25 protein-coding genes and 4 pseudogenes are annotated in these 25,469 nt (G+C 54.4%); 10 read left to right on the top strand and 19 right to left on the bottom strand.

Translation table 11 applies throughout. From position 1 onward, the window contains the following. Positions 1–18 precede the first annotated feature (18 nt). Complete coding sequence (gene rimI / locus ACYZTU_RS15990; RefSeq protein WP_461964148.1) at positions 19–1,116, bottom strand: ribosomal protein S18-alanine N-acetyltransferase; 1,098 nt, start codon at positions 1,114–1,116, stop codon at positions 19–21. 92 nt (positions 1,117–1,208) lie between these two features. On the opposite strand from rimI, the gene ACYZTU_RS15985 reads away from it, so the two are divergent. After that, on the top strand, positions 1,209–2,783 hold the full coding sequence (locus tag ACYZTU_RS15985) for a RimK family protein (protein ID WP_461964147.1): 1,575 nt from the start codon (positions 1,209–1,211) through the stop codon (positions 2,781–2,783). A gap of 7 nt (positions 2,784–2,790) precedes the next feature. After that, complete coding sequence (locus ACYZTU_RS15980) at positions 2,791–3,714, top strand: magnesium transporter CorA family protein (protein WP_461964145.1); 924 nt, start codon at positions 2,791–2,793, stop codon at positions 3,712–3,714. Here the strand turns inward: ACYZTU_RS15980 and ACYZTU_RS15975 are convergent. Next, the gene (locus ACYZTU_RS15975; protein WP_461964143.1) at positions 3,695–4,027 is read right to left on the bottom strand and encodes an ABA4-like family protein; all 333 of its coding nucleotides are present in this window, start codon (positions 4,025–4,027) and stop codon (positions 3,695–3,697) included. The two genes, ACYZTU_RS15980 and ACYZTU_RS15975, sit on opposite strands and share 20 nt — an antisense overlap. A gap of 112 nt (positions 4,028–4,139) precedes the next feature. Here ACYZTU_RS15975 and ACYZTU_RS15970 point away from each other — a divergent pair. Then, positions 4,140–4,223: pseudogene (locus tag ACYZTU_RS15970) on the top strand (hypothetical protein); the annotation flags it as partial. A gap of 24 nt (positions 4,224–4,247) precedes the next feature. Here ACYZTU_RS15970 and ACYZTU_RS15965 read toward each other — a convergent pair. Together ACYZTU_RS15965 and eco are read right to left on the bottom strand one after the other, a co-directional pair. Next, complete coding sequence (locus ACYZTU_RS15965; RefSeq protein ID WP_461964141.1) at positions 4,248–4,553, bottom strand: NIPSNAP family protein; 306 nt, start codon at positions 4,551–4,553, stop codon at positions 4,248–4,250. A gap of 20 nt (positions 4,554–4,573) precedes the next feature. After that, the gene (eco, locus tag ACYZTU_RS15960) at positions 4,574–5,056 is read right to left on the bottom strand and encodes a serine protease inhibitor ecotin (RefSeq protein WP_461964139.1); all 483 of its coding nucleotides are present in this window, start codon (positions 5,054–5,056) and stop codon (positions 4,574–4,576) included. A 300-nt stretch (positions 5,057–5,356) separates the two neighbouring features. On the opposite strand from eco, the gene ACYZTU_RS15955 reads away from it, so the two are divergent. Next, positions 5,357–5,626 carry a DUF1652 domain-containing protein gene (locus tag ACYZTU_RS15955; protein WP_461964137.1) on the top strand — a complete coding sequence of 90 codons (270 nt, stop codon included), beginning with the start codon at positions 5,357–5,359 and terminating at the stop codon, positions 5,624–5,626. Here ACYZTU_RS15955 and ACYZTU_RS15950 read toward each other — a convergent pair. Then, a complete protein-coding gene (locus ACYZTU_RS15950; protein WP_461964135.1) occupies positions 5,623–6,018 on the bottom strand; it encodes a hypothetical protein in 396 nt (131 codons plus the stop codon). The two genes, ACYZTU_RS15955 and ACYZTU_RS15950, sit on opposite strands and share 4 nt — an antisense overlap. 91 nt (positions 6,019–6,109) lie before the next feature. Beyond that, entirely contained in the window at positions 6,110–6,376 is a 267-nt protein-coding gene (locus ACYZTU_RS15945) for a DUF2790 domain-containing protein (RefSeq protein WP_461964133.1), read from the bottom strand. A gap of 511 nt (positions 6,377–6,887) precedes the next feature. Between ACYZTU_RS15945 and ACYZTU_RS15940 the strand changes: the two genes are divergently transcribed. Continuing rightward, positions 6,888–7,184, top strand: a complete 297-nt coding sequence (locus tag ACYZTU_RS15940) for a hypothetical protein (protein WP_461964131.1) — start codon at positions 6,888–6,890, stop codon at positions 7,182–7,184. Positions 7,185–7,230: 46 nt separating this feature from the next. On the opposite strand, the pseudogene ACYZTU_RS15935 reads toward ACYZTU_RS15940, so the two are convergent. Further along, positions 7,231–7,710, bottom strand: a pseudogene (locus tag ACYZTU_RS15935) (IS66 family transposase); the annotation flags it as partial. A 79-nt stretch (positions 7,711–7,789) separates the two neighbouring features. Here ACYZTU_RS15935 and tnpB (ACYZTU_RS15930) point away from each other — a divergent pair. Continuing rightward, positions 7,790–8,149, top strand: coding sequence for an IS66 family insertion sequence element accessory protein TnpB (tnpB, locus tag ACYZTU_RS15930; RefSeq protein WP_461964130.1), 360 nt, complete (start codon positions 7,790–7,792; stop codon positions 8,147–8,149). 18 nt (positions 8,150–8,167) lie between these two features. Further along, positions 8,168–9,130 (top strand): annotated as a pseudogene (tnpC, locus tag ACYZTU_RS15925) (IS66 family transposase); the annotation flags it as partial. Positions 9,131–9,174: 44 nt separating this feature from the next. Here the strand turns inward: tnpC (ACYZTU_RS15925) and tnpC (ACYZTU_RS15920) are convergent. The 12 genes and pseudogenes from tnpC (ACYZTU_RS15920) to ACYZTU_RS15865 form a co-directional block, all read right to left on the bottom strand. Continuing rightward, positions 9,175–10,719, bottom strand: a complete 1,545-nt coding sequence (gene tnpC / locus ACYZTU_RS15920; RefSeq protein WP_461964128.1) for an IS66 family transposase — start codon at positions 10,717–10,719, stop codon at positions 9,175–9,177. A 16-nt stretch (positions 10,720–10,735) separates the two neighbouring features. After that, positions 10,736–11,095 (bottom strand): IS66 family insertion sequence element accessory protein TnpB, encoded by a 360-nt coding sequence (gene tnpB / locus ACYZTU_RS15915; protein ID WP_461964126.1) that lies wholly within the window; start codon positions 11,093–11,095, stop codon positions 10,736–10,738. Positions 11,096–11,268: 173 nt separating this feature from the next. Further along, positions 11,269–13,398: a lipase family protein gene (locus ACYZTU_RS15910; RefSeq protein WP_461964124.1), complete on the bottom strand. Its 2,130-nt coding sequence runs from the start codon at positions 13,396–13,398 to the stop codon at positions 11,269–11,271. Positions 13,399–13,410: 12 nt separating this feature from the next. Then, positions 13,411–15,042, bottom strand: a complete 1,632-nt coding sequence (locus tag ACYZTU_RS15905; RefSeq protein WP_461964122.1) for a hypothetical protein — start codon at positions 15,040–15,042, stop codon at positions 13,411–13,413. Continuing rightward, positions 14,993–15,898, bottom strand: coding sequence for a hypothetical protein (locus tag ACYZTU_RS15900; RefSeq protein WP_461964120.1), 906 nt, complete (start codon positions 15,896–15,898; stop codon positions 14,993–14,995). Before ACYZTU_RS15900 ends, ACYZTU_RS15905 begins: the two co-directional genes overlap by 50 nt. Before the next feature lie 704 nt (positions 15,899–16,602). Further along, the gene (locus ACYZTU_RS15895) at positions 16,603–17,454 is read right to left on the bottom strand and encodes a DUF4123 domain-containing protein (RefSeq protein ID WP_461964118.1); all 852 of its coding nucleotides are present in this window, start codon (positions 17,452–17,454) and stop codon (positions 16,603–16,605) included. Beyond that, positions 17,451–18,650, bottom strand: a pseudogene (tssI, locus tag ACYZTU_RS15890) (type VI secretion system tip protein TssI/VgrG); the annotation flags it as partial. The pseudogene tssI and the gene ACYZTU_RS15895, both read right to left, overlap by 4 nt. A gap of 9 nt (positions 18,651–18,659) precedes the next feature. Beyond that, complete coding sequence (locus tag ACYZTU_RS15885) at positions 18,660–19,784, bottom strand: type VI immunity family protein (RefSeq protein WP_461964116.1); 1,125 nt, start codon at positions 19,782–19,784, stop codon at positions 18,660–18,662. A 12-nt stretch (positions 19,785–19,796) separates the two neighbouring features. Beyond that, on the bottom strand, positions 19,797–21,086 hold the full coding sequence (locus tag ACYZTU_RS15880; protein ID WP_461964114.1) for a VRR-NUC domain-containing protein: 1,290 nt from the start codon (positions 21,084–21,086) through the stop codon (positions 19,797–19,799). Positions 21,087–21,342: 256 nt separating this feature from the next. After that, positions 21,343–22,320, bottom strand: a complete 978-nt coding sequence (locus ACYZTU_RS15875) for an IS5 family transposase (protein WP_461964113.1) — start codon at positions 22,318–22,320, stop codon at positions 21,343–21,345. 59 nt (positions 22,321–22,379) lie between these two features. After that, positions 22,380–22,826, bottom strand: coding sequence for a hypothetical protein (locus ACYZTU_RS15870; RefSeq protein ID WP_461964112.1), 447 nt, complete (start codon positions 22,824–22,826; stop codon positions 22,380–22,382). A 7-nt stretch (positions 22,827–22,833) separates the two neighbouring features. Continuing rightward, positions 22,834–23,103: a hypothetical protein gene (locus ACYZTU_RS15865; protein WP_461964110.1), complete on the bottom strand. Its 270-nt coding sequence runs from the start codon at positions 23,101–23,103 to the stop codon at positions 22,834–22,836. Positions 23,104–23,187: 84 nt separating this feature from the next. Here ACYZTU_RS15865 and tnpA point away from each other — a divergent pair, with 84 nt between their 5' ends. The 3 genes from tnpA to tnpC (ACYZTU_RS15850) all read left to right on the top strand — a co-directional run bounded on the left by tnpA (position 23,188) and on the right by tnpC (ACYZTU_RS15850) (position 25,446). Next, complete coding sequence (gene tnpA / locus ACYZTU_RS15860) at positions 23,188–23,505, top strand: IS66-like element accessory protein TnpA (RefSeq protein ID WP_461964108.1); 318 nt, start codon at positions 23,188–23,190, stop codon at positions 23,503–23,505. Beyond that, positions 23,502–23,837 (top strand): IS66 family insertion sequence element accessory protein TnpB, encoded by a 336-nt coding sequence (gene tnpB / locus ACYZTU_RS15855; RefSeq protein ID WP_461964106.1) that lies wholly within the window; start codon positions 23,502–23,504, stop codon positions 23,835–23,837. The genes tnpA and tnpB (ACYZTU_RS15855) overlap by 4 nt, the downstream gene beginning before the upstream one ends. A 61-nt stretch (positions 23,838–23,898) precedes the next feature. Continuing rightward, on the top strand, positions 23,899–25,446 hold the full coding sequence (gene tnpC / locus ACYZTU_RS15850; protein ID WP_461964104.1) for an IS66 family transposase: 1,548 nt from the start codon (positions 23,899–23,901) through the stop codon (positions 25,444–25,446). Positions 25,447–25,469 lie beyond the last annotated feature (23 nt).

Here is a 25,469-nt window from a genome sequence, read left to right as displayed (position 1 = left end):
TCCGACGCTTGCCCGACGTCACGTTCGGGCATACAGAATCACCGCAGCCCGAAGCTTTCCCCGGCCGAAGCTGCACATCTTGTCGAACTCCCCATGACTGACCGGCAAATGCTGGCAGTCCATGGGCTGACGATGCTGGCTGTGGTCGACATCCGGGTCGTGCAGGTACACGAACTCTTCATCGCAATCGGTGACGATCACCCAATGCGGTGACTTCGAGCGGGTGAGTCTATAACAGCTGATCAGCACCAACGGCTGGCCGCCAGCGTCCAGCAACCGGCGCAGATCCAGTGGCCCTCCAATCACCCGTTCGACGTCAGTGGCTTGCAACTGCTGCGTAAACTCCTCGTGCACCAGACGCATTACGTCTTTTTTATGCTCATCGCGCACGCCATCGAGAAACAACGGCCCGGCCATGCTCAGTTGCAGGCCCACCCGAAACCCCCGTCGTGATGCCGCCAATGCGAGGCCTTGAGGGCTGCAGCCACCGTGGCCGGCGGTCATGAACACGGTAGTCGCCTCGCGCCAGATCTGCAGTTCTTCGCGGCGCTCCAGCACTCGATCCTGTTGCAGTGCACCCATGGCCATCAGCAGGCAGGCCGGGCCACAGGTGAAATCGGTGGTCTGCGGGTAATAAGGCACCTTGATATTGCGTGAGTCGCGGTGCTGAAGGATGCGCTTTTCCAGCCGCAGCGCATCGGCATGGTCCTGGTAATAGTCGTGAATCAGTGCAAAGCGTCGGTAACCGTTTCGCTCATACAAGGCAATCGCCGCCGGGTTGTCGCTGCGTACTTCCAGGCGCAGGTAGGCGCAGTCGTGCTCGAGGGCGCTCACCTCGATGCGCTCGAGCAATTGCTTGCCCAGCCCGCTGCCGCGCGCTTCGGTGGCGATCGCAATCGAGTAAAGGCGTGCCAGCGAAGTCCCCCGATGAAACAGCACCACGGCGTAACCGACCACGTGCTCGCCACGCTGGGCCACTAGTAGTTGCCCGTGAGCCCGGGTGATCATCCATTGAAAACTGCGACTGTTAAGCCGATCCGTAGTGAAACATTGTTGTTCAAGTTCCAGCAATGCGGGCAAGTCTTCAACGACCGCCAGGCGAAAAACCAGATTCATATAACCACCGTAAAAGTTGCGTAACGAAACGGGACTTTCGAAAAACTTCGTGCTTAATAGGAAAGGTCTTGTTCTCCAACGGATCAATCACTATGTCAGCGGTACAAGGTCATTGGCGCGAAGTATCCGAGCAAACTTTGCCGGCAGCAACGTATTTAAATGATGGAGTTAGAACTTCCAGCCAGTTGATTATCATCGTCGAACGCAAGGAAGACTGGACCTCCTACTTCCCCAGTGAAGACATCGTCAGCGCCCAGGAGTACCTCGAACAAACCCGCACCAATGAGCAGGGCAAGCGGGTCCAGGTGATCAACCTGTGCCGCAGCTACAAGTACCTGGGGCACGGATATTACTGCTCGCTGCTGGCCGAAGCCCGTGGGCACAAGGTGATTCCGTCGGTGCGGACCATCAGCGAACTGACTCGAAAATCCTTGTACGGTCTGGCCCTGGATGATCTGGATAAAACCCTGGAAAAAGCCCTCAGTCATCATCTTTACAGTGATACCGAAGGCTTTACCCTGACACTGTACTTTGGCAAAACTAATATCGAGCCGTTGCAGGATCTGGCGCGACAGTTGTTCGAAGTCTTTCCGTGTCCGATATTGTTAGTTGAGTTTCGTCGATCCAATGGTTGGCACATCGAAGGCATAAAGTCCGGTGCCTTACATAAGTTGCGCGAAGATCAGGAAGACCAGTTCGCTAACTCACTCGACAGTTTCAGCCGCAAGATCTGGCGCGTGCCGCGTTCCCGGCGTTTGGCCCGTTATGACTTGGCAATCCTCCACGATCCCCAGGAAGCGTTGCCGCCGTCGAATGCCAAGGCGCTGGACAACTTCGTCAGGGTTGGCAAGACGTTGGGCATCGATGTCGAGCTGATTGAGCGCAAGGACTACGCGCGTATCGCCGAATACGACGGGCTGCTGATCCGCGAGACGACAAGCGTCGACAACCATACCTACCGCTTTGCCAAGAAAGCCGAGAGCGAAGGGCTGGTGGTGATGGACGACCCGGCGTCGATTCTGCGTTGCACCAACAAGGTGTATCTGACCGATCTGCTCAAGAGCCATCAACTGGGCATGCCCGCCACCGAGATTCTCTACAAAGAGCGACCGGAAGACTTTGAGCGGGTGGGCGAGCGCCTCGGTTTCCCGTTGGTATTGAAGATTCCCGACGGCTGTTTTTCTCGGGGTGTGATCAAGGTCGAAAGCCAGCAAGCCTTGCTCGAAGCCACGGCCGAACTGTTTGAACATTCCGTGCTGTTGCTGGCCCAGGAGTTCTTCTACACCGAATACGACTGGCGCATCGGCGTACTTAACCGAAAACCGATCTTTGCCTGCCAGTACTTCATGTCCAAGGGCCATTGGCAGATCTACAACCACAAGGCCAAGGGCCAGGACATCAACGGCGAATGCCGCACCCTGGCGGTTCACGAAGCCCCGCGGGCGGTGGTGGAACTGGCGGTGAAGACTGCGAACCTGATCGGCGATGGCCTCTACGGTGTCGACCTCAAGCAGTCCGGCGACAAAGTGGTGGTGATCGAGGTCAACGACAACCCGAACATGGACGCCGGCATCGAAGACGCTTACTTGCAGGACGATCTGTATTCACTGGTGCTGGAAGAGTTCGTTCGTCGCCTGGAACTCAAGCGCCGCGGCCAGGCTTGGTGAGCGGCGGATGATCAAGAGCTTTCAACTGATTCACGGCGCCCTGAAAGCGGTCGAACGGCTGGACGCCGAAGTGATGCTGTTCAACAACCCCGATGCGGCCGAGCGGGACTTGCTGCACAGCCATTTCAAAGTCGATGAACATGCCCTTGCCTCGGCCCTGGACCCCGACGAGGTGTCACGCATCGAGTTTCACCCCGACAACCTGTTTTTGATCTGGAAACGCCCGGAAAATTATTCCGGCGCCGGCAGCCTGGCCTTCGAAGTGTCGTCCTGCGGTTTGCTGTTTTCCGAGCATCGTTTGCTGGTGATCGCTACCGACGACTCGCCGCTCAGTGGCCTCGGCATGCGCCAGCCTCTGAACACGCCGCTGGATGTGTTGCTCGACCTGCTGTTCAACAACATCCATCACTATTTGGGCCACCTGAAGGTGATCAAGCTGGTTGCCCGGGAATTGCAGCAGAAGTTCAACGCGTCGATGCAGAACCAGCACCTGATCCAGATGTTCAACCTCAGCGAAAGCCTGATCTATTACATCAACGCGATTCACAGCAACGGCGCAGTCCTGACCCGGTTGCGCAATCACGCCGCAAAGGAACATTTCAGCGCCGAAGCCATTGGGCTGATCGACGACCTGATCATCGAAAACAACCAGTGCTACAAACAGGCGGAAATTTACTCCACGGTGTTCTCTGGCCTCATCGACGCCCGGGGCAACCTGATGAACAACAGCATGAACAACCTGCTGCGCAAACTGACGTTGATCAATGTGGTGTTTCTGCCGCTGAACCTGATTGCAAGTGTTGGCGGCATGTCCGAGTTCAGCATGATGACGGCGGGCGTGCCGTGGTGGGTTTCATATCCGCTGTTTCTGACCGCGATGATGATTGGAGCAGGAGCGATGGTGCTCGGGCTCAGGCGACTGGCAAAGTGACGGCCTTTCTCCGATCCTGCAAGCCACGGACGACGAGGTACAACAACGGCCCAACGGACACAAAAATCGCCGTGATCAGCAAGTAGGGCATCACCGACAACGCCGACTGTCCACGCTTGCGCGCATCCTTGTACATCCAGGTCCCGGCCAGTGTCGCCAGCAGGTAAAGATCAATCACCACCTGCGCAGTATCAGGTCGCGACATCAGGCTGATGCCGAAATCGATCAACGACTGTTCGGCCTGGAGCATCACCGAAACGGTGTAGCCCGCAAAGGCAATAAGGGCAATGAGGGGCAGGGCGACACTCTTCATGGTTTCCTTCCTTGGGACGATGAGCAAAGAATCGTCAGCCTACAGCGGCCGAGGAAAATTGGCCATTGACTTGCCATCAGCGCCCGGCTAGTACGTGGCGCAAACCGGTAGCCGAGGTCAGACCCTGGTCGCCATCGACTCGGGGGCCAACATCAATTTCGATAGTTTGCGGCATGTGGCCAAACGCGCCGCATTGAGCGGCGCCCCGGTGTAAGGGATGTCAGGCCAGTAGCGGGCGCAGAAAAGTCCGCTCATAACTGACGATAAACTTCTTCTCGACCAGCGAAGCCACGAGCGCGACGCTTTCGGCGTCAGTCATCGCGATATGCCGGTAGCTTTCGTAGTCCGCCAGCGAAGGAAAACTGAACAGGCAGTAGGCGATATTGCTCGCGCCCTCGGACGGCAGGAAGTATCCGTGGTGCGTACCGCCCAAACGCTCGACGATGCCCAGCCAGGCCTTGGCGTAGGCTTCGAATTCGCTGAGTTGATACGGATCGATCACATATTTGACGTGGCAGGTAATCAAAATGGCGCTCCTGTGGCGGGTTATTCCTTGATAGCTTTCTCAACCTTGCTCGACGCCGACCAGATCCGGTAACGGACTTCGACGTCTTTGGGCACGTAGAGCACGAGCGGCAGTTTGCTGTTGTAGCGCAGCATGAACCCGTCACCGACCACCGGCACGAAGTCCTTTTTGCTCTTGCCATCCGGGCAGGCCATTTGCGTACTCATCGGGCCGATGACTTTTTCCAGTCGGTAGAACGGATAACCCCAGCCTTCGAGGTTTTTCTCCTCGAGAATACCGCCCAGTCGTTGGCGATTGCAGTCGACGGTCAGCGTTTTGCCGGCAAGGATCTCGACCTGGAAGCTGTCTTCCTGAGTCTGTGGGGCAAGGTGAATGACTTGGCGGGTGAAACCGCTCTCAGCTTTGGGGAACGGCGCAACCTCTTCGAGTTTCGCGGCGTGAGCGATGGTCGACAGCCCGGCAAGAATCAGCCCGACGGTAGTGATATAGGTCAAAGAACCCATGATGCCTCCTTGCGTGTGTGTGGGGTCGGCGGATACTAAATGTCTGGCCGCATTCTTACTGCCGTCAGCTGCAAATGCAAACATCAGGGAAGTGTGCATTTTGCAGGGCTACAACCGGCCTTTCTTGCAGATTGCATGAGGCCATTTAGCGGTGGTTTCGCTAAATCTTTGATTTACCGATGAGCTGCAGGGCGAAATCCTGGGCATGTTTTATGCTGTAGTTGGTCTTGAGCTGACGAGGATTTCATTGAGTCAGTATCGATAGCTGATTGGCAGTCTCACATTAAGGAGAGGGTCGACATGTTTCTTTCTGCCTTGGAACTTCGCAATATCATTGAAAGCAGTTTTCTGCCGAAACGTTGTCAGTGCACGCTGTCGCCGGACCTGTCTATGACCGTCAAGGTGTATTCCGATCGTGAAACCGATCACCTCGATCTAATAAAGACCGGAATAAATGCTAAACAGCTAAATGGTTGTCGAGAAATAAACGACCTGATTGCTGGACTGCGTTCTGACATGGAGCACCAGGCGGGTGCCCAGACACTCCATCCAGACAGGAAAGCGTTTTAACCCACGGTTTCGAGTCCCACCGACACGCGCTTGGTCTGGAGAAAAGCCAGACCCAGCGCCAGCTCGACCACCACTGCAAGCAATATGCCCGGACCGGCATGGCCATTGAGCCATTCGCCGAATCCCAGTACTGCCAACCCCCAACAGCCGACCATGAAGCCATTGCTCAACGCATGGCGGGTAATCGAGGGCGGCTCGTTTCGAACCAGATAAAACATCACGCCCAACGCCGCGAACAGCACCGCGCTGCGCCGCGCGACTACGCCCACCGCCAACGAGTATTCGATGCTCCAGATTGACAGCAACCCTTCTGGCATCAAACCCCAGACCAGGGCCAGCAAAAAACACAGAAAGGACGTGAAGGTCGACAAGGTACGAAACGATAACTGCATGGCGAATCCTTGCGGCAGTGGGGGTAGGCGCAGAGCATAGCGCCAGAACCCCTCAAAGGAATACCGCAACGTGTTGAATCAGACCTTTCAGTCAGTTTTGATAACTGCAAGCGTCGGAAAACTTCAGGTAGGTGATTTCTGCAGGTTTGCCCGAGGTGTCGATGTACTTCATCTCCGCCGTTATCACTTTGCACTCCAGCGTATTCGGTTCAGTCATGGCAATGACCTTACCCACGTGAAGCGGCATGCCGTAGTGATAGGGCACGGCCTGGGAAGTTGAAGTGTCATTGGCCTGAGCCAGTCCGGCGAACGCGGTGCAGGCGAGGGCGGTGGTCATCAGCAAAGTGTGCATGTTCATGAAGGGTCTCCGGTGCAGGCGTAAAGTCAGCTCGGCGTGTGAGGCGCCGAACCTGCCGCACTGGGCGTCAGAGGAGTCTGAAGGCGTGCGGTCCAGTAAAGTTTTGGACCGCGGGGTTAAGCGATGGTTAACCCGACAGAGTGCCGCCCGTCGTGAGGAGGTTTCTGACAGAGGTTTCATGTGGGTAAAAAAACTGAGGGAGGTTCGGCGTGTTCCTACACGCTCGGACTCTTTGTCGTCTTTCGCCGGCAAGCTATCAGCGTTTACTGTTTGACCTCGCTGCAAAATCAGCGAGCAGGTTTGGTCACCTGATATCCCGCACACATATGTGCCATCATTCGCCCTGCGGACATCTTTGTCTTCGTTGTGCGTTGTTATGGCGGCTGTGTGCTGGACGCCTTCGGGCGAGCCGAGTTGTGCGGGTTATCGGTTGACCAAGCCTGTACACAGTCCGCCTCCATCGTTTGGTCACGGTGCTGACGGTTACTTAACTAACGTATGAGTAATTCTTATGCCAACGTTCAACCCGTTTCCCGATCGTTATCGTTCAATCAAAAGCAGCGTTACCGACTCAAACCCAATGGTCATCGATACAGAGGCCGATCCCCAAGACATTCTCGAAGCCGCTTTACAGCGTATTCGAGCCTCCAGCCAGTTACTTGAAACGCTTCATTGCCTGTGTTTCAGGAACGGTGATGTTCAAGACATTCCGCACATTACGCATGCGCTTTATCTGCTGACGCAGGATGGGTGCGATTTGCTGAAGGTTGCTCAGCAGCGGATGATGGGATGGAAGGCGCCGGTCTGACGTATCCGATCCATGAACCACACCTACCGTAAGACAACCGCCTCGTTTACCGTGGCATCTCTGGCGAGCAGTTCCATGGCAGTAGCGCTTCGTAATCGGCCACCGACTCCGCATGCGGCAGCCGCTCCAGTACGTGGCGCAGCCACGTATAGGGCTCCTGGCCGTTGACCTTGGCGGTTTCGACCAGGCTGTAGATCTGGGCGCTGGCAGTCGCGCCTTTGGGCGTATCGCTGAACAGCCATGCCTTGCGCCCGATCACAAACGGTTTTATTGCACGCTCCGCCGGATTGTTGTCGATCGGTAAAAATCCGGCCTCCACGTAACGCTCCAGACGGCTCCAGTTGCTGGCCAGATAATTAACGGCCTTGCCAAGCGCACTTTGCGGCGTCACCTGCGACTGCGTTTTATCCAGCCAGCTTTTCAACTGAGCCAGGATCGGCAGGCTCTTTTCCTGACGGCCAATAAAACGCTGCTCATCACTGGCATCCTTGAGTTCACGCTCGATGCCGTACAGCTTGTTGGTAAGCGCTCCATAAACCCCACATTCAAAGCGCTTAGCTGATCCCGGATGCTGTGCTCCCGATTCCCTCAGGAGCCAGCTCGCCATGATGCGACCCGATGCCAAAGTCGAAAAAGTGTATCTGTACCCCAAGCCGGTCGACTTCCGAAAATCCATCGACGGCTTGGCTGCGCTGGTCGAGCTGGATATTAAGGTCGCAGTATTTGACCCCGTGCTTTTCGTTTTCCTCAACAAGCCCCGCAACCGAGTGAAGATTTTATATTGGGAGCGCAACGGCTTCTGCCTTTGGCTCAAGCGCCTTGAGTCCGAGCGATTCAAAACATCACCGGACGCCACTGACGAAGTGATTGTTCTGACCGTCCAGGAACTCAACTGGATGCTCGATGGCTTTGACCTCTGGCGCAACCGCCCTCATCAAGTTTTGACGCCGCGATTCGTAACCTGATTCGGTATAATCCAGGGCATGAATTCCTTGCCCGAAAATCTTCCAGATGATCCCGTTCTGCTCAAGCAAATGCTTGGGCAGATTCTCGACGAGCGTCAGTTGGATAAGGGAAAGATTGTTCGGCTAGAAGAACAGAATGCCCTCCTGCTTCAGCGTCTGTTCGGACGTAAGTCCGAGCAAACAGCTGATGCGGCAACGCCGCAACTGGCCCTCTTCAATGAAGTAGAAAGCGTCGTCCAGCCTGTGGACGAAGCCTCAGATGAAGAGGTCGTTGCCCCGACCAAGCGCCGCGGCAAACGCAAGCCATTGCCCGCCGATCTGCCGCGCATCGAGATCATCCACGAACTTCCCGCACATGAACTGACGTGCGTCTGCGGCTGCCGCAAACACACTATTGGCGAAGAAGTCAGCGAGCAGCTCGAAATCGTGCCGATGCAGATCCGTGTGATCAGGCACGTTCGGAAAGTTTACGGTTGCCGCGACTGCGAGATGGCGCCAGTCACTGTTGACAAGCCGGCTCAACTGATTGAAAAAAGCATGGCCAGCCCAAGTGTTCTGGCGATGCTGCTGACCACCAAGTACGTCGATGGACTACCGCTTCACCGTTTCGAAAAAGTCTTGGGCCGCCATGGCATCGATATCCCGCGCCAGACGTTGGCACGCTGGGTTATCCAGTGCGGTGAACACTTCCAGCCGCTGCTGAATTTAATGCGCGATAGCCTGTTGGGCAGCCGTGTTATCCACTGCGATGAAACACGGGTACAGGTGCTGAAAGAGCCTGACCGAGACCCAAGCAGCCAGTCCTGGATGTGGGTGCAAACCGGCGGCCCGCCAGATAAACCAGTGATCCTTTTTGACTACTCCACCAGCCGCGCGCAGGAGGTGCCGACACGCCTGCTCGATGGCTATCGTGGCTACGTGATGACCGATGACTACGCCGGTTATAACGCGTTAGGCGCACAGGCCGGAGTCGAACGTTTGTATCCGATCCATGAACCACACCTACCGTCAGATGCGCTGCCCGTTTACCGTGGCATTTCCGGTGAGCAGTTCCATGGCAGTAGCGCTTCGTAATCGGCCACCGACTCCGCATGCGGCAGCCGCTCCAGTACGTGGCGCAGCCACGTATAGGGCTCTTGGCCGTTGACCTTCGCGGTTTCGACCAGGCTGTAGATCTGGGCGCTGGCAGTCGCGCCTTTGGGCGTATCGCTGAACAGCCATGCCTTGCGCCCGATCACAAACGGTTTTATTGCACGCTCCGCCGGATTGTTGTCGATCGGTAAAAATCCGGCCTCCACGTAACGCTCCAGACGGCTCCAGTTGCTGGCCAGATAATTAACGGCCTTGCCAAGCGCACTTTGCGGCGTCACCTGCGACTGCGTTTTATCCAGCCAGCTTTTCAACTGAGCCAGGATCGGCAGGCTCTTTTCCTGACGGCCAATAAAACGCTGCTCATCACTGGCATCCTTGAGTTCACGCTCGATGCCGTACAGCTTGTTGATCATCGTCAGCGCGATATCGGCACGTCCCGTCTTGCCCTTGGGCTGCACTTTTTGCGCATCGACGAACTTGCGCCGTGCATGGGCCATGCACGCCAGCCGCTCCACACCCGGTTGCAACGCCAATGCGTTATAACCCGCGTAATCATCAGTCATCACGTAGCCGCGATAACTTTCCAGCAGGCGCAACGGCACGTCCTGCGCACGGCTGGACGTGTAGTCGAACAGCACGACTTTTCGGTCTGGCGGCCCGCTGGCCTGCACCCACATCCAGGATTGGCAGGTAGGGTCTCGATCCGGTTCCTTAAGTACCTGGACGCGGGTTTCATCACAGTGGATGACCGGGCTTTCCAGCAATCGGTCGCGCATTAAATTCAGCAACGGTTGTAAGTGCTCTCCGCACTGGATAACCCAGCGAGCGAGAGTCTGACGCGGGATATCGATACCGTGTCGGCTCAGCACCGTTTCGAAACGATGCAGCGGTAAGCCATCGACATACTTGGTGGTCAGCAGCATCGCCAGTACGCTCGGACTGGCCATGCTCTTTTCGATCAACTGAGCAGGTTTATCAGCAGTGACCGGAGCCGTTTCACAACCACGGCAGCCGTAGACTTTGCGGATGTGTTTGATCACTCGGATCTGCATCGGCACGATGTCCAGCTGTTCGCTGGTTTCTTCACTGATCACATGCTTGCGGCAACCGCAGGCACAGGTCAGTTCATGTTCTGGCAGTTCGTGGATGACTTCGATGCGCGGCAGATCAGCCGACAGTGGCTTGCGTTTGCCACGACGTGGCGTCGGAGCAACCACTTCTTCGTCAGCGTCGCCGACTGAAGGCATCGGCTCGCTTTCGGGCTCGTTGAATAACGCGAGTTGAGGCGTGTTGGGTTCAACGGTCTGCTCGGATTTACGTCCGAATAAACGGTCGCGCAGCAACTTGATCTGTTCTTTTAGATCGACGATATGAGTCTGGTATGCCTCAGCCGTTGCCTGCTGACGGCTGAGTGCCTCAAGCAACATTTGCTTGAGCAGAATAGGGTCATCAGGGAGGTCTTCGGGCATCAAATTCATGCCCGGATTATACCCGTCAAGCGACGAATCTTGGCGTTAAAACCTTGTGAGGACGGTTGCGCCAGAGATCAAATCCATCCAGTAGCCAGTTCAGTTCCTGAACGGTCAGCACGATAGCCTCGTCCACCACATCAGGTGAAATTTTAAAACGCTCGGACTCCAGGCGCTTGAGCCAAAGGCAGAAGCCGTTGCGCTCCCAGTACAACACTTTGACGCGGTTACGGTGGCGATTCAGGAAAACAAAGAGCACGGGGTCAAACACCGCGACCTTGATATCCAGTTCGACCAGCGCAGCCAGGCCATCGATGGACTTTCGAAAGTCTACCGGCTTTGGATAGAGGTACACTTTTTCAACGCTGGCATTGGGACGCATCATGGTGATGGGCTCCTCATGGAAATCGGGAGCACAGCATCAGCCGTCAGCTATCCGCTTGGAATGTGGGGTTCATGGATCCCTTACGGTCTGACGCCACTGCCTTACAAAACAAGCCAGTCTCCTGTGGACACTGGCTTGTTTGCGCGGCTCACAGCGTAAATGTTTCCTGAAAACTACGCTGTCCTCAGGTCACTGCTGCTTGCATTAGGAATCATCGCGAGCTGGACCTCGACACTGTTTTCTTTTTTCGCCATCCAGCGATCTACGTTGATTTTATGTTCCGGTGCCTGAGTGGCGGAGCCGTAAACGTCCTCGGGCGCCAGTTTAAGGAAGCTCATGGTATGAATCCGCTGTCTGGATGTATCCAGCCGTCCTATTTCCGCTCTCAACAAATTTGCTTCTTGCTGGTACTGCCGACGGTCAGATTGGAAAGCGAACCTCAGTTCGGATTCCTTCGACTTAAGACGGTCCTGCATCTCTTGCAGTTGGTAGTAAACCTGGTCGTACTCTGTTTTGGTCACCACCGTGGTTCCGCTTTCCTGGGTTTGCTGCCAGCGGCGCAATGTTGCCCAAGCGTACGGAATGTAGGAGGGCACCATGTAGTGATCGCTCATCTGGAACAGTTGCATCACAAAAGCATCACGGTCGGGCATGTCACCGAACTTTTTCAATGCTTTGGTGCAAGCCGCCTCTTCGATGGAGTCGCAACCCGGATCCCAAAGAACAGCGGATTGCTCACGCCCTTTAAAATGGACGGGCATGAAATGGTGCAAATTACCTTGGTGTTCGTATGGCGCACCGCCGGTTCGCGACAGGCCTATAGCGAAAATAAGTGCGCCTAACGGGGCGGTGATAAAACTGATGATTACGCCGGGCACCCAGATACTTTTACGAGTGTTCATCCATGGCGCGGGAACACTTGGGATTGGGTCATTGCTGTTGACCATGCGGTGATGGGCCAGTTCTGCAGCGCCGTTGACGAAGTCTGCGTCGCCGGCTCGTGGGGAGCCGTAGGTATAGAGCAGGATGTCGTACGCATTTGGACCGCGTCGTAATGCCTCTGCGAGCAATGTTGCGATTGCCCCGCCCAGGCTATGTCCGCAAATAATGATTTTTTGCCCCGTGTGGAATTGATCGAGGTAAACCTGAACAAATTTACTCATTGCCTTGTAGGCTTTGTAGAAGCCTTGGTGCGTTTTACCTACACCTTCTTCAAATGGAACTTGCTCTGCATCGGTGTCTCGCACAAAGTCCACGAGTTCTTTCGTTCCACGAACGGAGATCAGAACGACTTCGTCATGGTGAGTAATGAAAGCCTGAGTATCACTACCACCTTTTACTTGACCGTCATCAAAGAAATGCCATTTGGCGGGGTATTCCTGCTCTTCGTTTAATTCAGGTTTATTTTTTTCATAGAGCGTTGGATCGAACGGCAGGATTTCGAAACGCTTCGAGTACGGCACATCCTCATAAAGCGGGTAGTAAGGGGTCGTCTGGGCTGCATTTATTTTCCAAGCCTCTTTGAAAGTAGCTAGTCCATTCCCAAACAAATATCCGACGCTCGGATCGAGTGGAAACTTGACAGTGTCGGTTGGCTGTTCGGCCGGTTCTTGACCAAAATCACAGTAGCTCAAACTGGCAAACAAAGAAAGCTGATACAAATTCAATGCGCTGAATTTATTATCTTTTGAAAGCATAGGGCGAAAAGCGCGCAGTGGCCGAACTTCAAGGGCAGTGTGCTTGTTTGGAAGCAGGGCAACGCCCCATAAATCTTTTTTTTCTGGGCCGAAGCCAAGGTCGCCCATTATGCTTAGAAGATTATGGTTTGGTGGGTGCTTGCTTTTTGATTCAGGAGGGAGGTGGGCATATTGTTGACCTAGATGCCGAGCTTCGACTTGAAAGAATTGGTCAGCTTTCGCTTTTGCAGGATTGTTTTCAACGCTGAGTCCATCCTTGCGAATGAAGCGGGTTGCTTCGGCTCGTACCTGTAATTCGGTGATTTTTAGCGGGTAACTCGGTCGTGTCATCAGCGATTTATAGTATTTGTCGCCTCCTTTATAGGCGCTGTCAACTGTGAGGACTACGGGCCCTTCGTAATGGTCACAAATTTTGGCAAAACCTTCAGCGTCTAAAATGCCTTCATGAGATTGCTCAGCACTATCAACAAGTTTGTAGGCTAAACCGGCATAGGGTTTACCATCCCCTGACTCATTCACCAGTTGAAAACTAACCCAAGTACCCCTGAGTGGGCAGGCTTGTTTAGTATCAGTCAGCAGCGGTTGTACTGGTTTCTTTACCGGCATGTTTGAATTTCCTTATTCGGTGCAAGCCGGATAGACGGTGCAGTCACGCCCATCTGGCATTTTGAAGGGTTTAAAATCGGTTTTGTTGTCTCCGCAGAACGCGTAGGGGTCCTCAAGGCTATCCCCCATGCAACGCTTCCAGCCAGATGGGAACTTCACCCAGTTATCACCTACGGCTGGCCGTTCTTCGCTTGAAATAGCGAAAACTACTTTAACTGTCTTCCCTACCAACTGAGCACGTTGCAGCGGACCTTCTGCAACTGAACCACTTGCCTGTTCAGGCGTTGCTACAGATTTACATTTCAGAATTTTAGCTATGTAACGATTAGGACCTACTGTGCGGAACAACCATTCGCACTGTTTCTTAAGTGTCGTGGGTGATGGAGGACTTAGGCTGCCTGCTGTTCCATCCTGAAACGAAATTCCCGTGTAATCCCTCCCTAGATTTAGCCGGGCAGCTCCGTACTTCGCGTCTACCTCATATCCGAAACTTTTAAGTACTAAAGGGCAACCTCCTTCATTGCTTATCAGTGGGACTTCGAAGTGTGCCGTTTGCGCACCGTTATTAAGTTCTTGCTCAAAGAATTTTTTGCCTGGGTGATTTTTCCCTTTGCGAGGTGGGACAGTGCAATTCTCCCCCATGCGAGGCACATAGGATGCTTCGCCTTTAATGCTGAATCCGGGCGGCAGTTCAGTGATCAGCGTGAAGCTGTCTTGCTGCGCGACGGAGCAACCTGTAGCCCCCAGTGTTCCTAATCCGATGGCCGCTGCTCGAACAAGTCCAGTGAAAAAGTCGCGATGAAACATTTTATAGTCCTTGTTCGGTACAGTTAGGATAAACAGTGCAGTCACGTCCATCCGGCATCTTAAATGTTTGAAATTAGTCGTATTTCCGTTACAGAATCCGTATGGATCCTCGATGCTTTTTCCCAGGCATCGTTTCCAGCCTTCGGGAAATTTGATCCATGTGTCCCCCATATAAGGAAGCTCTTCTTGTGCCAGTGAAAATACGACAGTTAAAGACTTTCCCGAAAGCTCATCACGTTGTAAAGATTCGGGTGTAGTAGGGTTGGCGACTGCCTTGCAACTAAGTATCTTGCTGATATTGTTTTTTGGTCCGGCTGTTCGAAACAGCCATTGGCAATCTTTTTGAAGTGTGTCTGGGTGCGTTATTGGTGAGGTGCTACTTACTCTATCTTCAAAAGAAATCCCAGTGTAGTCTCTCCCGATGTTTAGTCGGGCTGTGCCATACTTTGCGTCTACTTCATAACCAAAACGTTTAAGCACTAAAGGGCAGCCGCCTTCGTCGCTTATAAGTGGGACTTCAAAGTGTGCTGTTTGCGCTTCGTTGTTAAGATCTTGTTTGAAAAATTTTTTGCCTGGGTGGTTTTTTCCTTCGCGAGGCGGGACCGCACAAGTCTCTCCCGTACGAGGCACATAGGATGCCTCGCCTTTAATGCTGAATCCGGGTGGCAGTTCAGTGATCAGCGTGAAGCTATCCTGTTGTGCGACGGAGCAACCTGTAGCCCCAAGCGTCCCTAAACCGATGGCCGCTGCTCGAACAAGCCCAGTGAGAAAATCTCGAGAAAGCATTTTATTTTCCTTGTTCGGTGCAATTGGGGTAGACGGTGCAATCACGTCCATCCGGCATTTTGAAGGGCTTGAAATCGGTAGTATTACCGAGACAAAATGCATAAGGGTCCTCGAGGCTCTTTCCCATACACCGCTTCCAGCCTTCGGGAAATTTAACCCATGTATCTCCCATATATGGGGTCTCTTCCTTCGCAATTGAAAACACGACTTTTATCGTCTTTCCCGCGAACTGAGCACGTTGCATGTTGCCTTTTACAACCGGGTCACTCGCCTGATCGGGTGTTGCCACGGATTTGCATTTTAGAATTTTAGCGATGTAACGATCAGGTCCAGCAGTGCGAAACAACCACTGGCACTGTTTCTGCAAGACTAGGACTGGAGGAGGGCTTGGACTTTCTGCACTTCCATCCCGAAACGAAACCCCTGTATGGGCCCTACCTACATTTCGAAAGTCAGCACCATATTTGGCGTCAACCTCATATGCGAAGGTATCAATTACCAGCGGGCAGCCACCGTCATTGCTGGTCAGTGGCACCTCGAAATACGCTGTCTGAGCGTCGTTATTTAGCTTTTGCTCAAAGAATTTTAAACCTGGATAGCTTCTGCCTGTTCGAGGAGGGACTGTACAACTTTCTCCCGTACGAGGCAGATAGGATGCTTCGCCTTTAATGCTAAATCCGGGCGGCAGTTCAGTTATCAGCGTGAAGCTATCCTGTTGTACGACGGAGCAGCCTGTAGCCCCAAGCGTCCCTGATCCGATGGCCACTGCTCGAACAAGTCCAGTGAAAAAATCTCGGGAAAGCATTTTATTCTCCTTGTTCGGTGCAATTGGGGTAGACGGTGCAATCACGTCCATCCGGTATTTTGAAAGGTTTGAAATCGGTGGTGTTCCCATTACAAAACGCATAAGGATCTTCGAGGCTTTCCCCCATGCATCGTTTCCACCCAGCCGGGAACTTTACCCAGTTATCACCTACAGCGGGGCTCTCCTCGCTTGAAATAGCGAAAACTACTTTTATTGTTTTTCCTGCGAACTGAGCACGTTGCATGGGACCTTTAACATCTGAGTCCCTTGCCTGATCCGGTGTTTCCACAGATCTACATTTCAGAAGTTTTACGATGTAGCGTTTTGGTCCTGCTGTGCGAAAGAACCATTCGCACTGTTTCTGCAAGACTAGGACTGGAGGAGGGCTCGGACTTTCTCCGCTTCCATCCCGAAACGAAACCCCTGTATGGGCCCTACCTACATTTCGAAAGTCAGCACCATATTTGGCGTCAACCTCATATGCGAAGGTATCAATTACCAGCGGGCAGCCACCTTCATTGCTGGTCAGTGGCACTTCGAAGTACGCTGTCTGAGCGTCGTTATTTAGCTTTTGCTCAAAGAACTTTAATCCAGGATAGCTTCTGCTTTTTCGAGGAGGGACCGTGCAAGTCTCCCCCGTACGCGGCACATAGGACGCTTCACCCTTAATGCTGAACCCCGGCGGCAGTTCCGTCAGCAACGTAAAACTGTCAGCAGACTTGATGACCGAACAACCAGAAGCCGCCATCACACCCGCCACAGCAAAAAACCAAAGCACACGTCTAGCCGCGCCAGTCGCCTCAACCTCACTCACGCTCTGACTTACCCAAACTCGCATCAAACACTCGCTGACTCCGCGCAAAATGCTGCTCAGGCGTCTCTCCCGGCAATGGCTGCCAAGCCACGTCGTCCGCACATTTGGGATCAAGTCTGAGGCTGAGTATGAATTCACGTTGATCAGGCGTGTTCCATTGCCAGGCTTCGAGCAGGTCCATCTGTTCTTCCAGCCACTCACGAACATTGCGTGTTTCGGACAGTTTGGCGGCGGCTTCGATGTGGTGCACCAGCAGCCAGCGTTTCAGATTTTCGCGCAAGATGCTGCGGGTGCGGTCCGGCGAGTTTGGAATTCGCAACCACGGCGCCGGATTTGGCACCGGGTACATGCCGGGGCGGACGTTATCGGCGCTTTTCCATTGTTCCTCGTCCCAATACAGCACGCTGCTGATCGGACCTAACAGCAATGGCCGTTCGGTCTCGCTCAGGTTGGCGAGGCAGCGAGCAATCACGCGGTTGTCCTGGAAGCGGAACAGCGAGCGCTCGCCGTCTTCGTCGATGATCATCCGCGCTCGCCAGTGTTGGGTCAGACCGTCGAGGTCGGCCTTGTCCATGCTGCCGATCCAGCCCCAGTTACGCTGCGGGTCGTCCAGCAGTTTGCGCAAAGCATCGGCGTTGGGTTCGTGCAGTTCGGTCAGCCACGGGCTGATGGCGGTGAATTCGGCGTATTGGGTGCCTCGATAGAGTTGTACCGAGCGGTGCATCAGGCCGGCGCTGTACAGCGAGGTGACTGGGTTAGGCTCGGCGAGGCTGTCGAGGGCCAGGATCAGGACGCGATTGAGCCGGGCTTGTTCAGCGAACCAGTTGTTGAGTGCGTCGCTCATGCTGCTGTCCCCAAGTCGCACTTGCCTTCACGGCAGGCTTCGCAGATCGGGCAGCGTATGTCACCAGCCGCACGGGCTGCTTTGGCCATGGCCATTTGCACGGCGGCCGGGACGAGCAGGGCGCCGGCCTTGTCCTTGGCGGCGGCCCATGGGATGACCGGGTCAAGAATCTGGATTCCCGTACCCGCGCCGGGAGCGCCACCCGAGTTAACCTTCACATTGGCGCCACTAATCGTCACGCCCCCGGCATCTATCTTCACAAAGCTCCCGCCAGCCTTGGCCGTCAGCTCCATGCCACCCTCAACCACCACCTTTTCCCCTGCGTGGTAATGAATCTCCTGTCCAGCCTCGACAAACTGCGCCGTCCCCACCTTCACATGCTGAGTCACGGCAACTGTCAGGTGATCATCAGCCCGGGTCTCAGTCTTGCGATCCAGATGGGTAATCCGATGCTCTTCAACCTTGAACTCGCTGAAAACATTGGCCTCAACGGTGTCGTGCCGCTCATTGCCGATGCGAATCTTCTGGTCATGCTCGATGTTTTCATCCCAATCGCGCTGGGCATGCAGGTAGATCTGTTCCGCACCTTTCTTGTCTTCGATCCGAAACTCGTTGTAACCGTTGCCGCCCGGTGAGCTGAGGGTCTTGAAGGTGCTGCGGGTTTTGTTTGCCGGCAGGTCGTAGGGGACGACGTTTTCCTTGTGGTACAGGCAGCCGGTGATCAGTGGTTGGTCGGGGTCGCCTTCGAGGAAGGTGACGAGCACTTCCATGCCGACGCGCGGGATGGCGATGCCGCCGTAGGCGTTGCCGGCCCAGCCGGTGGCGACGCGCAGCCAGCAGCTGGTGTTGTCGTCGGCCTGGCCTTCGCGGTCCCAGTGGAACTGGACTTTGACGCGACCGTATTCGTCGCAGTGGATTTCTTCGCCCGGTGGGCCGGTGACAGTGGCGGTCTGGCTGCCCAGGATTTTGGGTTTTGGGTGTTCGAGGGCAGGGCGGAAGTGCGCGTCCCACGGGGTGGCGAGGAAGCGGTTGCGGTAGCCCTGGTGGAAGTCGTCTTTGTTCTGGGTGACGTCGCTGGTGACGTTTGCGCCAAGCACTTGCGGCTGTTTGCCTTCGTGCACCACTTCCAGCAGCAGCCAGAGGTCGTTCCACTCGGCGCGCGGGTGTTCGCTCAGGGTCATGAAGTGGCCGCTGAGCTGGAGTCCCTACTTTTCACTAGACCAATACCACAACGTGTCGCCCCAGTTCGAACCACTGAAACTTGGCAAAAGCTCTCCTTGATTGAAGTAGCGTCGGGAACCAGCATGAGCAGGACTGAACCAATAGCCTGCTACGCTGCATAGTTGGCCAGCTTCTAATCGTGCTGGAGCTTTGGTCTTGCCATCATCTTGGTCAAAGCGCGCGTACCAACGGGCAGTACTTTCCTCTTCAAATCCATCACCGTAGGGTGAATAAGGATGCAGTTGGTCAGGGTTTGGAATGCGAACCGGTTTGACTATTCTATTAACGGCTACGTATGAACTGGGAAGTCCATCCTCCAGCTTCCCGAGTTTTGGGTATGCACCTGCGCAAATGATAAGCCCTTTGCTGTACGGGAGAATTGTAATGTCGCCCCGGCCACTGAAGGCGTGACGAAGAGACGATTCGCCGCCGAGAGCACCAATAAAGTCTTCGCCCAAAACGGTAAACCAATTCACGCCTTTGACCGAGTCCAGCAGTTCGATAGACGAGGCATGGGGCATGGAGTCAACTTCCAATCCTGAATACTGCTGAGCCAGTTGATACTCGGTTGGGATATAGCCATGGTAGTCATACGGCAAAATACTCGATAAGCCGCCGTATCCATGCTCTGCTTTGACTTGGTCGCACAAGTAGACTGCCCATTCCCGGAACCGTGAAAGGCCGTCAGTCTCTTTGAGAATGTTCCAAGGCATCACAAGTTTGATGTAGGAACGCAGTTTGTCACCATGGATCTCAAACGAGTTCATCGCGGACAAGGAGTATTCGTCCGCTTCTGTCTCATCAGGGGCACTGCCTAAAAACATACTGAATTCGTCATTGCCTCCGCTCTTTGAAATGGCCTGTTGAGCTTTTTCAAAATTGGTGGAGGTCAGTTTTTGATGGCGACCATAAACCAGGCATTTGAGCTGTGCCTGATATTCCTCATAAAAACGACGGAAGCACGCCAAGACATTTTCTTTGGTGTCGCTTGTGTACCCGCGTTTGAAATAAAGCGTGAGGATCAGCCCGAGTCTGACTACAGGCTTTCCATCCGGCAATTCGAAGGCAAGGTCAGGTGCTTGTTGTTCCAGTTTTTCCAATGTGTTCATGCGCTTTCTCGTTTAGCCGGCGGTTGCCGTGGCGGTAATTGCCGCTCCGCCCAAAATGGTGGCTAGCAAGGCCCAGGAAAGCTGCGCCAAGCGAACAATAACCAGCAGACCAGCAACGATGGCTGCCGGTATTCCCGCGGCGACGACAGCTGCGCCAATAGCAAAAGCAACGACAACGGTTGCCGCGACGATGCCCACATCAATCAACACCTGCACCCAGTCGACTTGGCGAAGGGCATCAAGCGTAATGTCCGTATATCGCTGCACTTCTTTCCAGATCGCTCTTAATTGTTCATCGGTCCAGCGCATCACCTGTGCACCGGTCTCACTTACCCACTCCCACGCTTTTTGCGATTCGCGACGGACCCAATCACCCTTGACTCCTAGCCAGGTTGCTGCGTCTTCCAGATGCTGCTGGACTTCCTCAGACAGTTGTCTGATACCTTGAGCGCCCTGTTCTAAAAGACTATCCACTGCGGACTGAACCTGTTGGGTCCAGCTTTCTACATGTGCGGGTCTTGGCGTGGCGGTGGGGCCATAAGCCGGAACCGGAACCGGTGCCGGTCTGGGTGGTGCATCTGGATTGCGCGGAGGTAAAAGCGTCGGCCATTGTAATGGATTGAATTCCCCCGTCGGCTTGTGCTCTCGGTTGTACTGGCGGTCTCGTTCGCGATCGCCATCATCACGACAATCGTTAATCTCCAAAACCGAGAATTTTCGCCGTCCGCCGGCGATCAATAAATATGCACGCTCTTGATCGGGGTACAACTTGTCTCCCGGAAACTTCACTTCAACCAAACGCTCCAGATTATCGGGATGCTCAAAGCCTTGATGATCTGCCCCTGCCTGTCCCGGCCAGCGGATACTGCGGCTTTTCACGATGATGACATCCGGGCGTCGCAGCAATCCTTTGACTGAGCCTTTGGGAAACGGGAACAAGGTATGACGCCGTGCCGGGTCGGGTTTTACATCGTCACCCATCCACGAGAAGCTAAGAAAGGGCTTGGGTGGGAGGAAGGCCATATCGAAACAAACTTCGGCTTTGTAGTCCCAGCGAAAATCCCACCGGTACTCATCCGCCCGGATCAGTCCACTCATGACCAGTTGCTTTAGTTCTAGTCCGGTAACACCGCCGTCCTTAGATTTTTTGATCGATAACTTTGGAAACCGGGCCGCGTAATTGGCTTTTTCCATCAAGTAAGGCTTGTTGTCGGGATTGGGCAAGGGTGCCTGTTTTACCGTGCCTTCAATGCTGGTGTTGGTACAGCCTTGCGGTGTTTGAGGTGGTTGCATAACAGCCATGTATCAGCCCTCCGAGTTGGCGTCTTTGAAGTCCATGGTCATTTCTTTTGGCGCACTTTCACCCGCCCTGATCAATGGCTCCTCAGGCTCTGGTTTGCGAATTGGCGTTAGGGAAGGTCTGAAGTACCCACCGATTTTTGATGCCCTCACTACTTGAGGTTCAAAAAATCATAAGTCGGTCGAAAATCAGACCCTTCCCGCCCTTAACTCACGGTTCTTTCCTCTGATCGCGCTGTTTCAGGGCGATTGGCCCGCATTACAGACGCACCTCGCCCATACCCATCAACCGTTTTCGCACCATCCACAGGTTCGACAAAGCGAACAACGTCGTCTGCTGCGCGATGTTTTTCGACAAGCCACGAAAGCGCACTTTCGTATAACCAAACTGGCGCTTGATCACGCGAAATGGATGCTCAACCTTGGCCCGTACCTGCGCTTTCGCGTATTCGATCTTGCGTCGCATGCGCCCGATCAAACTCTTTTTTCCGTGCTTTTTATAGCGGCTTGGACGCGCGGCAATCGACCAGATCATCTTGCGATCCTGATGCTCGGGACGCTTGTCCACGCCGGTGTAACCTGCGTCGCCACACACGTAAGTTTCCTCGCCGTGCAGCAACTGATCGACCTGCGTCACGTCCGCCACATTGGCCGCCGTGCCCACCAGGCTATGTACCAAACCCGACTCGGCATCAACACCGATGTGCGCTTTCATTCCAAAGAAATATTGATTTCCTTTCTTGGTCTGGTGCATTTCGGGATCGCGTTTGCCGTCCTTGTTCTTGGTCGAACTGGGCGCATGAATGATCGTGGCATCGACCACCGTGCCTTGGCGCAGCATCAATCCACGGTCACCCAAATAACCGTTGATAACCTGCAAAATCCCACCCGCCAGCTCATTTTTCTCCAGCAAACGGCGAAAATTGAGGATCGTGGTTTCGTCAGGAATTCGATCCAGATGCAGCCCTGCAAACTGGCGCAGGATCGTCGTTTCATACAGCGATTCTTCCATCGCCGGGTCGCTGTAGCCGAACCAGTTTTGCATCAGATGAACCCGTAACATCGCCAGCAACGGATACGCCGGACGACCGCCTTCACCATTCGGATAATACGGCTCGATCAAAGCAATCAAACCCTTCCAGGGCACGACCTGATCCATCTCGATCAGGAAGCGCTCACGTCGGGTTTGCTTACGTTTGCCGGCGTACTCGGCATCGGCGAAGGACATTTGTTTCATCGGGGCTCAACCGTTCTGTTCGTGTGAAGTGCGTATTTCACCAAATCTGGAAGTCTTTTTCAGAGTTTCCCTAGTGCGCCTTTCAACCATTGCGCCGGTGTTTTTGTACTTTCAGGGCAGTTGCCCATGTTGACGCAGAGATTATCACCACTTCGTCCGAGCTGTATCATCGCATAAACGTTATTTTGGTTTGCTGATTCCTCGTACCACTTTTGAGCTTCGGCGGTCATAAACTGCTTTTCTTTGCGTAGTCTTTCGGCTAAATAAAACTGTGCTTCTGCATCCCCAGCTTCTGCAGCGATCAACAGAAACGGTGTAGCAGAAGCCGCCTTGTACTGGTTGTAAAGCAAAATACCTTGATTCTTACAAGACTGTTGTTCTGCCGTTAAATGTGCGAAAGCTTGCGAGGAAAGTCCTAACAAAAGGGCTGCGATAAAGGAAAGTGTTCTCACGTGTGCAGCCACTGAGAATGTCCAGATAATAGCGATTGCTAATTTTTGTTTCATGGAATGTTTAGCGGCTTAGCTTGAAAGGAAAAAACGAAAGAGCTGGATGGGTTTTTTTCCAGTTGGATGCAAACCTATCTGCCTCATCTAATTGCGCTTGATTCAATTTTTCTTCGATTTTGGATATCACGTATTCTGCATCTTCCTTAGCTCCGCCGCCGCCATCAAGTTCAAGAAATAGCGAAAGCAGTGCATACGATTTCACAAAGTCCACTGGAAATCCGAAGTCGGAGTTTTTCCCAGATAAATAGTAGCCGTAGTGTAAGCGTCCGGCCAAGTCACCTTCCGAACTCCAGCATTAAGGGCGATGGTGTCCGCGTATTTTTAAGCGGACGCGATCACCCTTAACGTCAGGATTTCCATGCGCCAACGAAGCTCTTATCCAAAACCCTTCAAGGCCCAGGTTGTTCAGGAATGCCTGCAACCGGGCGCGACTCTATCCAGCGTTGCCATCAGTCACGGCATCAACGCCAACGTGATCCGCAAGTGGCTGCCGCTTTACCGGGATCAATTGCCAGCGGCGTTGCCGGCTTTCGTTCCATTGAGACCCACGCCCAAACGGCAGACAGAAGCGATGGCCATTATTGAGCTGTCGCTTGGCGAGCAAACGCTCACAGTGAAATGGCCGACTTCCGATCCTGAAAGTTGCGCCCGCTTTGTCCGTGGGCTCACGCCATGATCCGCATCGATGCTATCTGGCTCGCCACCGAGCCTATGGACATGCGCGCCGGCACTGAAACTGCGCTGGCCAGGGTGATCGCGGTGTTCGGTGCGGCGAAGCCGCACTGCGCTTATCTGTTTGCCAATCGCCGTGCCAATCGCATGAAAGTGCTGGTACACGATGGGATTGGCGTTTGGCTGGCTGCACGTCGCCTGAACCAAGGCAAGTTCCACTGGCCAGGCATTCGACAAGGCAGCGAAATGCAGCTGGATACCGAGCAACTTCAGGCCTTGGTGCTCGGTCTACCTTGGCAACGCGTTGGAGCTGGCGGGGCAATCACACTGCTTTAAAAACTCTAATTTGCGTCTTGGCTTGCTGTCGCAAGCGGTCTGCTTTGGTAAAATCCAGGGCATGACTTCCTCGCCCAATCTCGATCAAATGAATCCCGACCAACTGCGTGCATTCGCTGCGCAGTTGCTGTCGCAAGTCGAGACCATGGGCAAGACCGTCGAAACAATGGGTAAGAAGATCAACCGCGATCAAACGGTGATCGAGAAGCTGACCCACGAGATCGCCCAACTCAAGCGTTTGAAGTTTGCCAAGCGCAGCGAGCAGATGAATCCGCAGCAGGCCAGCCTGCTTGATGACCTGATCGATACCGATATCGCGGCGATTGAGGCTGAGCTTCAAGCCTTGCAAATAGCGCCAGCGGCGACCGAAACAAAGCAAAAGCCCAAGCGCACCGCATTGCCGGCAGAATTCCCACGCATGTTGATCCATCACGAACCGGACAACACCCACTGCCTATGCGGCTGCGCACTCAAGCGCATCGGTGAAGATGTCAGCGAAAAGCTGGACTACACGCCCGGCGTGTTTACCGTCGAACGCCACGTTCGTGGCAAGTGGGTTTGCGATGACTGCGAAACGCTGATCCAGGCCCCCGTACCGGCGCAGGTCATCGACAAGGGCATCCCGACTGCTGGGTTACTTGCCCACGTCATGATCGCGAAGTTCGCTGATCATCTTCCGCTTTACCGTCAGGAATCGATTTTTGGTCGTGCCGGCTTGGCGATTCCACGCTCGACTTTGGCTCAATGGGTGGGGGTTACTGGCGTGCAGTTGCAGCCCCTGGTCGATGCACTGCGCAACGTAGTGCTCGGGCAGCAGGTCGTCCACGCCGATGAAACACCGGTGCAGATGCTCGCTCCGGGTTCGAAGAAAACCCACCGCTCTTATGTTTGGGCTTACGCCACCAGCCAATTTTGCGAAACAGCCGCTGTCGTCTACGACTTCAGTCCCAGCCGCGCCGGTGAACATGCTCGCAACTTCCTGCAAGGCTGGAAAGGTAAGCTGGTCTGCGACGATTTTGGCGGTTACAAGGCCAGCTTCGAACTCGGCGTGACCGAGATCGGCTGCATGGCCCATGCCCGGCGCAAGTTCTTCGAATTGCACGCTACTAACAAGAGCCAGCTCGCCGAGCAGGCCCTGCGTTACATCCAGTTGCTGTACGAAATCGAGAGCGAAGTGCGCGATCTGGAGCCGGATTTACGGTGCCGAATACGGCAAGAAAAAGCCGTACCGGTGATGGGTATGCTGCATGCCTGGATGATCGCCCAGCGTGATCTTGTGCCCGAAGGTTCGGCTATCAGCAGAGCGCTCGATTACAGCCTGAAACGCTGGGCAGCGCTGTCGCGCTACCTCGATGACGGGGCCGTACCCATTGATAATAATTGGGCGGAGAACCAGATCCGACCATGGGCTCTTGGGCGCAAGAACTGGCTCTTCGCCGGGTCGCTACGCAGCGGAAAACGGGCGGCGGCAATCATGAGCTTGATCCAGTCTGCGCGGCTGAATGGTCATGACCCGTACGCCTATCTAAAGGATGTTCTCATGCGCCTGCCGACGCAGCGGGCGAGTGAAATCGAGCAGTTGCTTCCGCATAAGTGGCAGCCGGTTTAATCACGCAAGGCGTGATGCCCGGA

Source organism: Pseudomonas sp. HLT2-19-2, assembly GCF_054898005.1.
This window is presented reverse-complemented; position numbering and strand designations above follow the sequence as displayed.

Excerpts from the sequence above, each read along its gene's own strand:
- ACYZTU_RS15910 (WP_461964124.1), bottom strand. The coding sequence starts at position 13,398 with ATGCCGGTAAAGAAACCAGTACAACCGCTGCTGACTGATACTAAACAA.
- ACYZTU_RS15870 (WP_461964112.1), bottom strand. The coding sequence starts at position 22,826 with ATGAAACAAAAATTAGCAATCGCTATTATCTGGACATTCTCAGTGGCT.
- tnpB (WP_461964106.1), top strand. The coding sequence starts at position 23,502 with ATGATCCGCATCGATGCTATCTGGCTCGCCACCGAGCCTATGGACATG.
- ACYZTU_RS15975 (WP_461964143.1), bottom strand. The coding sequence starts at position 4,027 with ATGAAGAGTGTCGCCCTGCCCCTCATTGCCCTTATTGCCTTTGCGGGC.
- ACYZTU_RS15985 (WP_461964147.1), top strand. The coding sequence starts at position 1,209 with ATGTCAGCGGTACAAGGTCATTGGCGCGAAGTATCCGAGCAAACTTTG.
- ACYZTU_RS15880 (WP_461964114.1), bottom strand. The coding sequence starts at position 21,086 with ATGGCTGTTATGCAACCACCTCAAACACCGCAAGGCTGTACCAACACC.
- tnpA (WP_461964108.1), top strand. The coding sequence starts at position 23,188 with ATGCGCCAACGAAGCTCTTATCCAAAACCCTTCAAGGCCCAGGTTGTT.
- ACYZTU_RS15945 (WP_461964133.1), bottom strand. The coding sequence starts at position 6,376 with ATGAACATGCACACTTTGCTGATGACCACCGCCCTCGCCTGCACCGCG.
- eco (WP_461964139.1), bottom strand. The coding sequence starts at position 5,056 with ATGGGTTCTTTGACCTATATCACTACCGTCGGGCTGATTCTTGCCGGG.
- ACYZTU_RS15900 (WP_461964120.1), bottom strand. The coding sequence starts at position 15,898 with ATGCGTTTTGTAATGGGAACACCACCGATTTCAAACCTTTCAAAATAC.
- tnpB (WP_461964130.1), top strand. The coding sequence starts at position 7,790 with ATGATGCGACCCGATGCCAAAGTCGAAAAAGTGTATCTGTACCCCAAG.
- tnpC (WP_461964128.1), bottom strand. The coding sequence starts at position 10,719 with ATGAATTTGATGCCCGAAGACCTCCCTGATGACCCTATTCTGCTCAAG.
- ACYZTU_RS15895 (WP_461964118.1), bottom strand. The coding sequence starts at position 17,454 with ATGAGCGACGCACTCAACAACTGGTTCGCTGAACAAGCCCGGCTCAAT.
- ACYZTU_RS15950 (WP_461964135.1), bottom strand. The coding sequence starts at position 6,018 with ATGCAGTTATCGTTTCGTACCTTGTCGACCTTCACGTCCTTTCTGTGT.
- ACYZTU_RS15980 (WP_461964145.1), top strand. The coding sequence starts at position 2,791 with ATGATCAAGAGCTTTCAACTGATTCACGGCGCCCTGAAAGCGGTCGAA.
- tnpC (WP_461964104.1), top strand. The coding sequence starts at position 23,899 with ATGACTTCCTCGCCCAATCTCGATCAAATGAATCCCGACCAACTGCGT.
- ACYZTU_RS15905 (WP_461964122.1), bottom strand. The coding sequence starts at position 15,042 with ATGGACGTGATTGCACCGTCTACCCCAATTGCACCGAACAAGGAAAAT.
- ACYZTU_RS15885 (WP_461964116.1), bottom strand. The coding sequence starts at position 19,784 with ATGAACACATTGGAAAAACTGGAACAACAAGCACCTGACCTTGCCTTC.
- ACYZTU_RS15940 (WP_461964131.1), top strand. The coding sequence starts at position 6,888 with ATGCCAACGTTCAACCCGTTTCCCGATCGTTATCGTTCAATCAAAAGC.
- tnpB (WP_461964126.1), bottom strand. The coding sequence starts at position 11,095 with ATGATGCGTCCCAATGCCAGCGTTGAAAAAGTGTACCTCTATCCAAAG.
- ACYZTU_RS15875 (WP_461964113.1), bottom strand. The coding sequence starts at position 22,320 with ATGAAACAAATGTCCTTCGCCGATGCCGAGTACGCCGGCAAACGTAAG.
- ACYZTU_RS15955 (WP_461964137.1), top strand. The coding sequence starts at position 5,357 with ATGTTTCTTTCTGCCTTGGAACTTCGCAATATCATTGAAAGCAGTTTT.
- rimI (WP_461964148.1), bottom strand. The coding sequence starts at position 1,116 with ATGAATCTGGTTTTTCGCCTGGCGGTCGTTGAAGACTTGCCCGCATTG.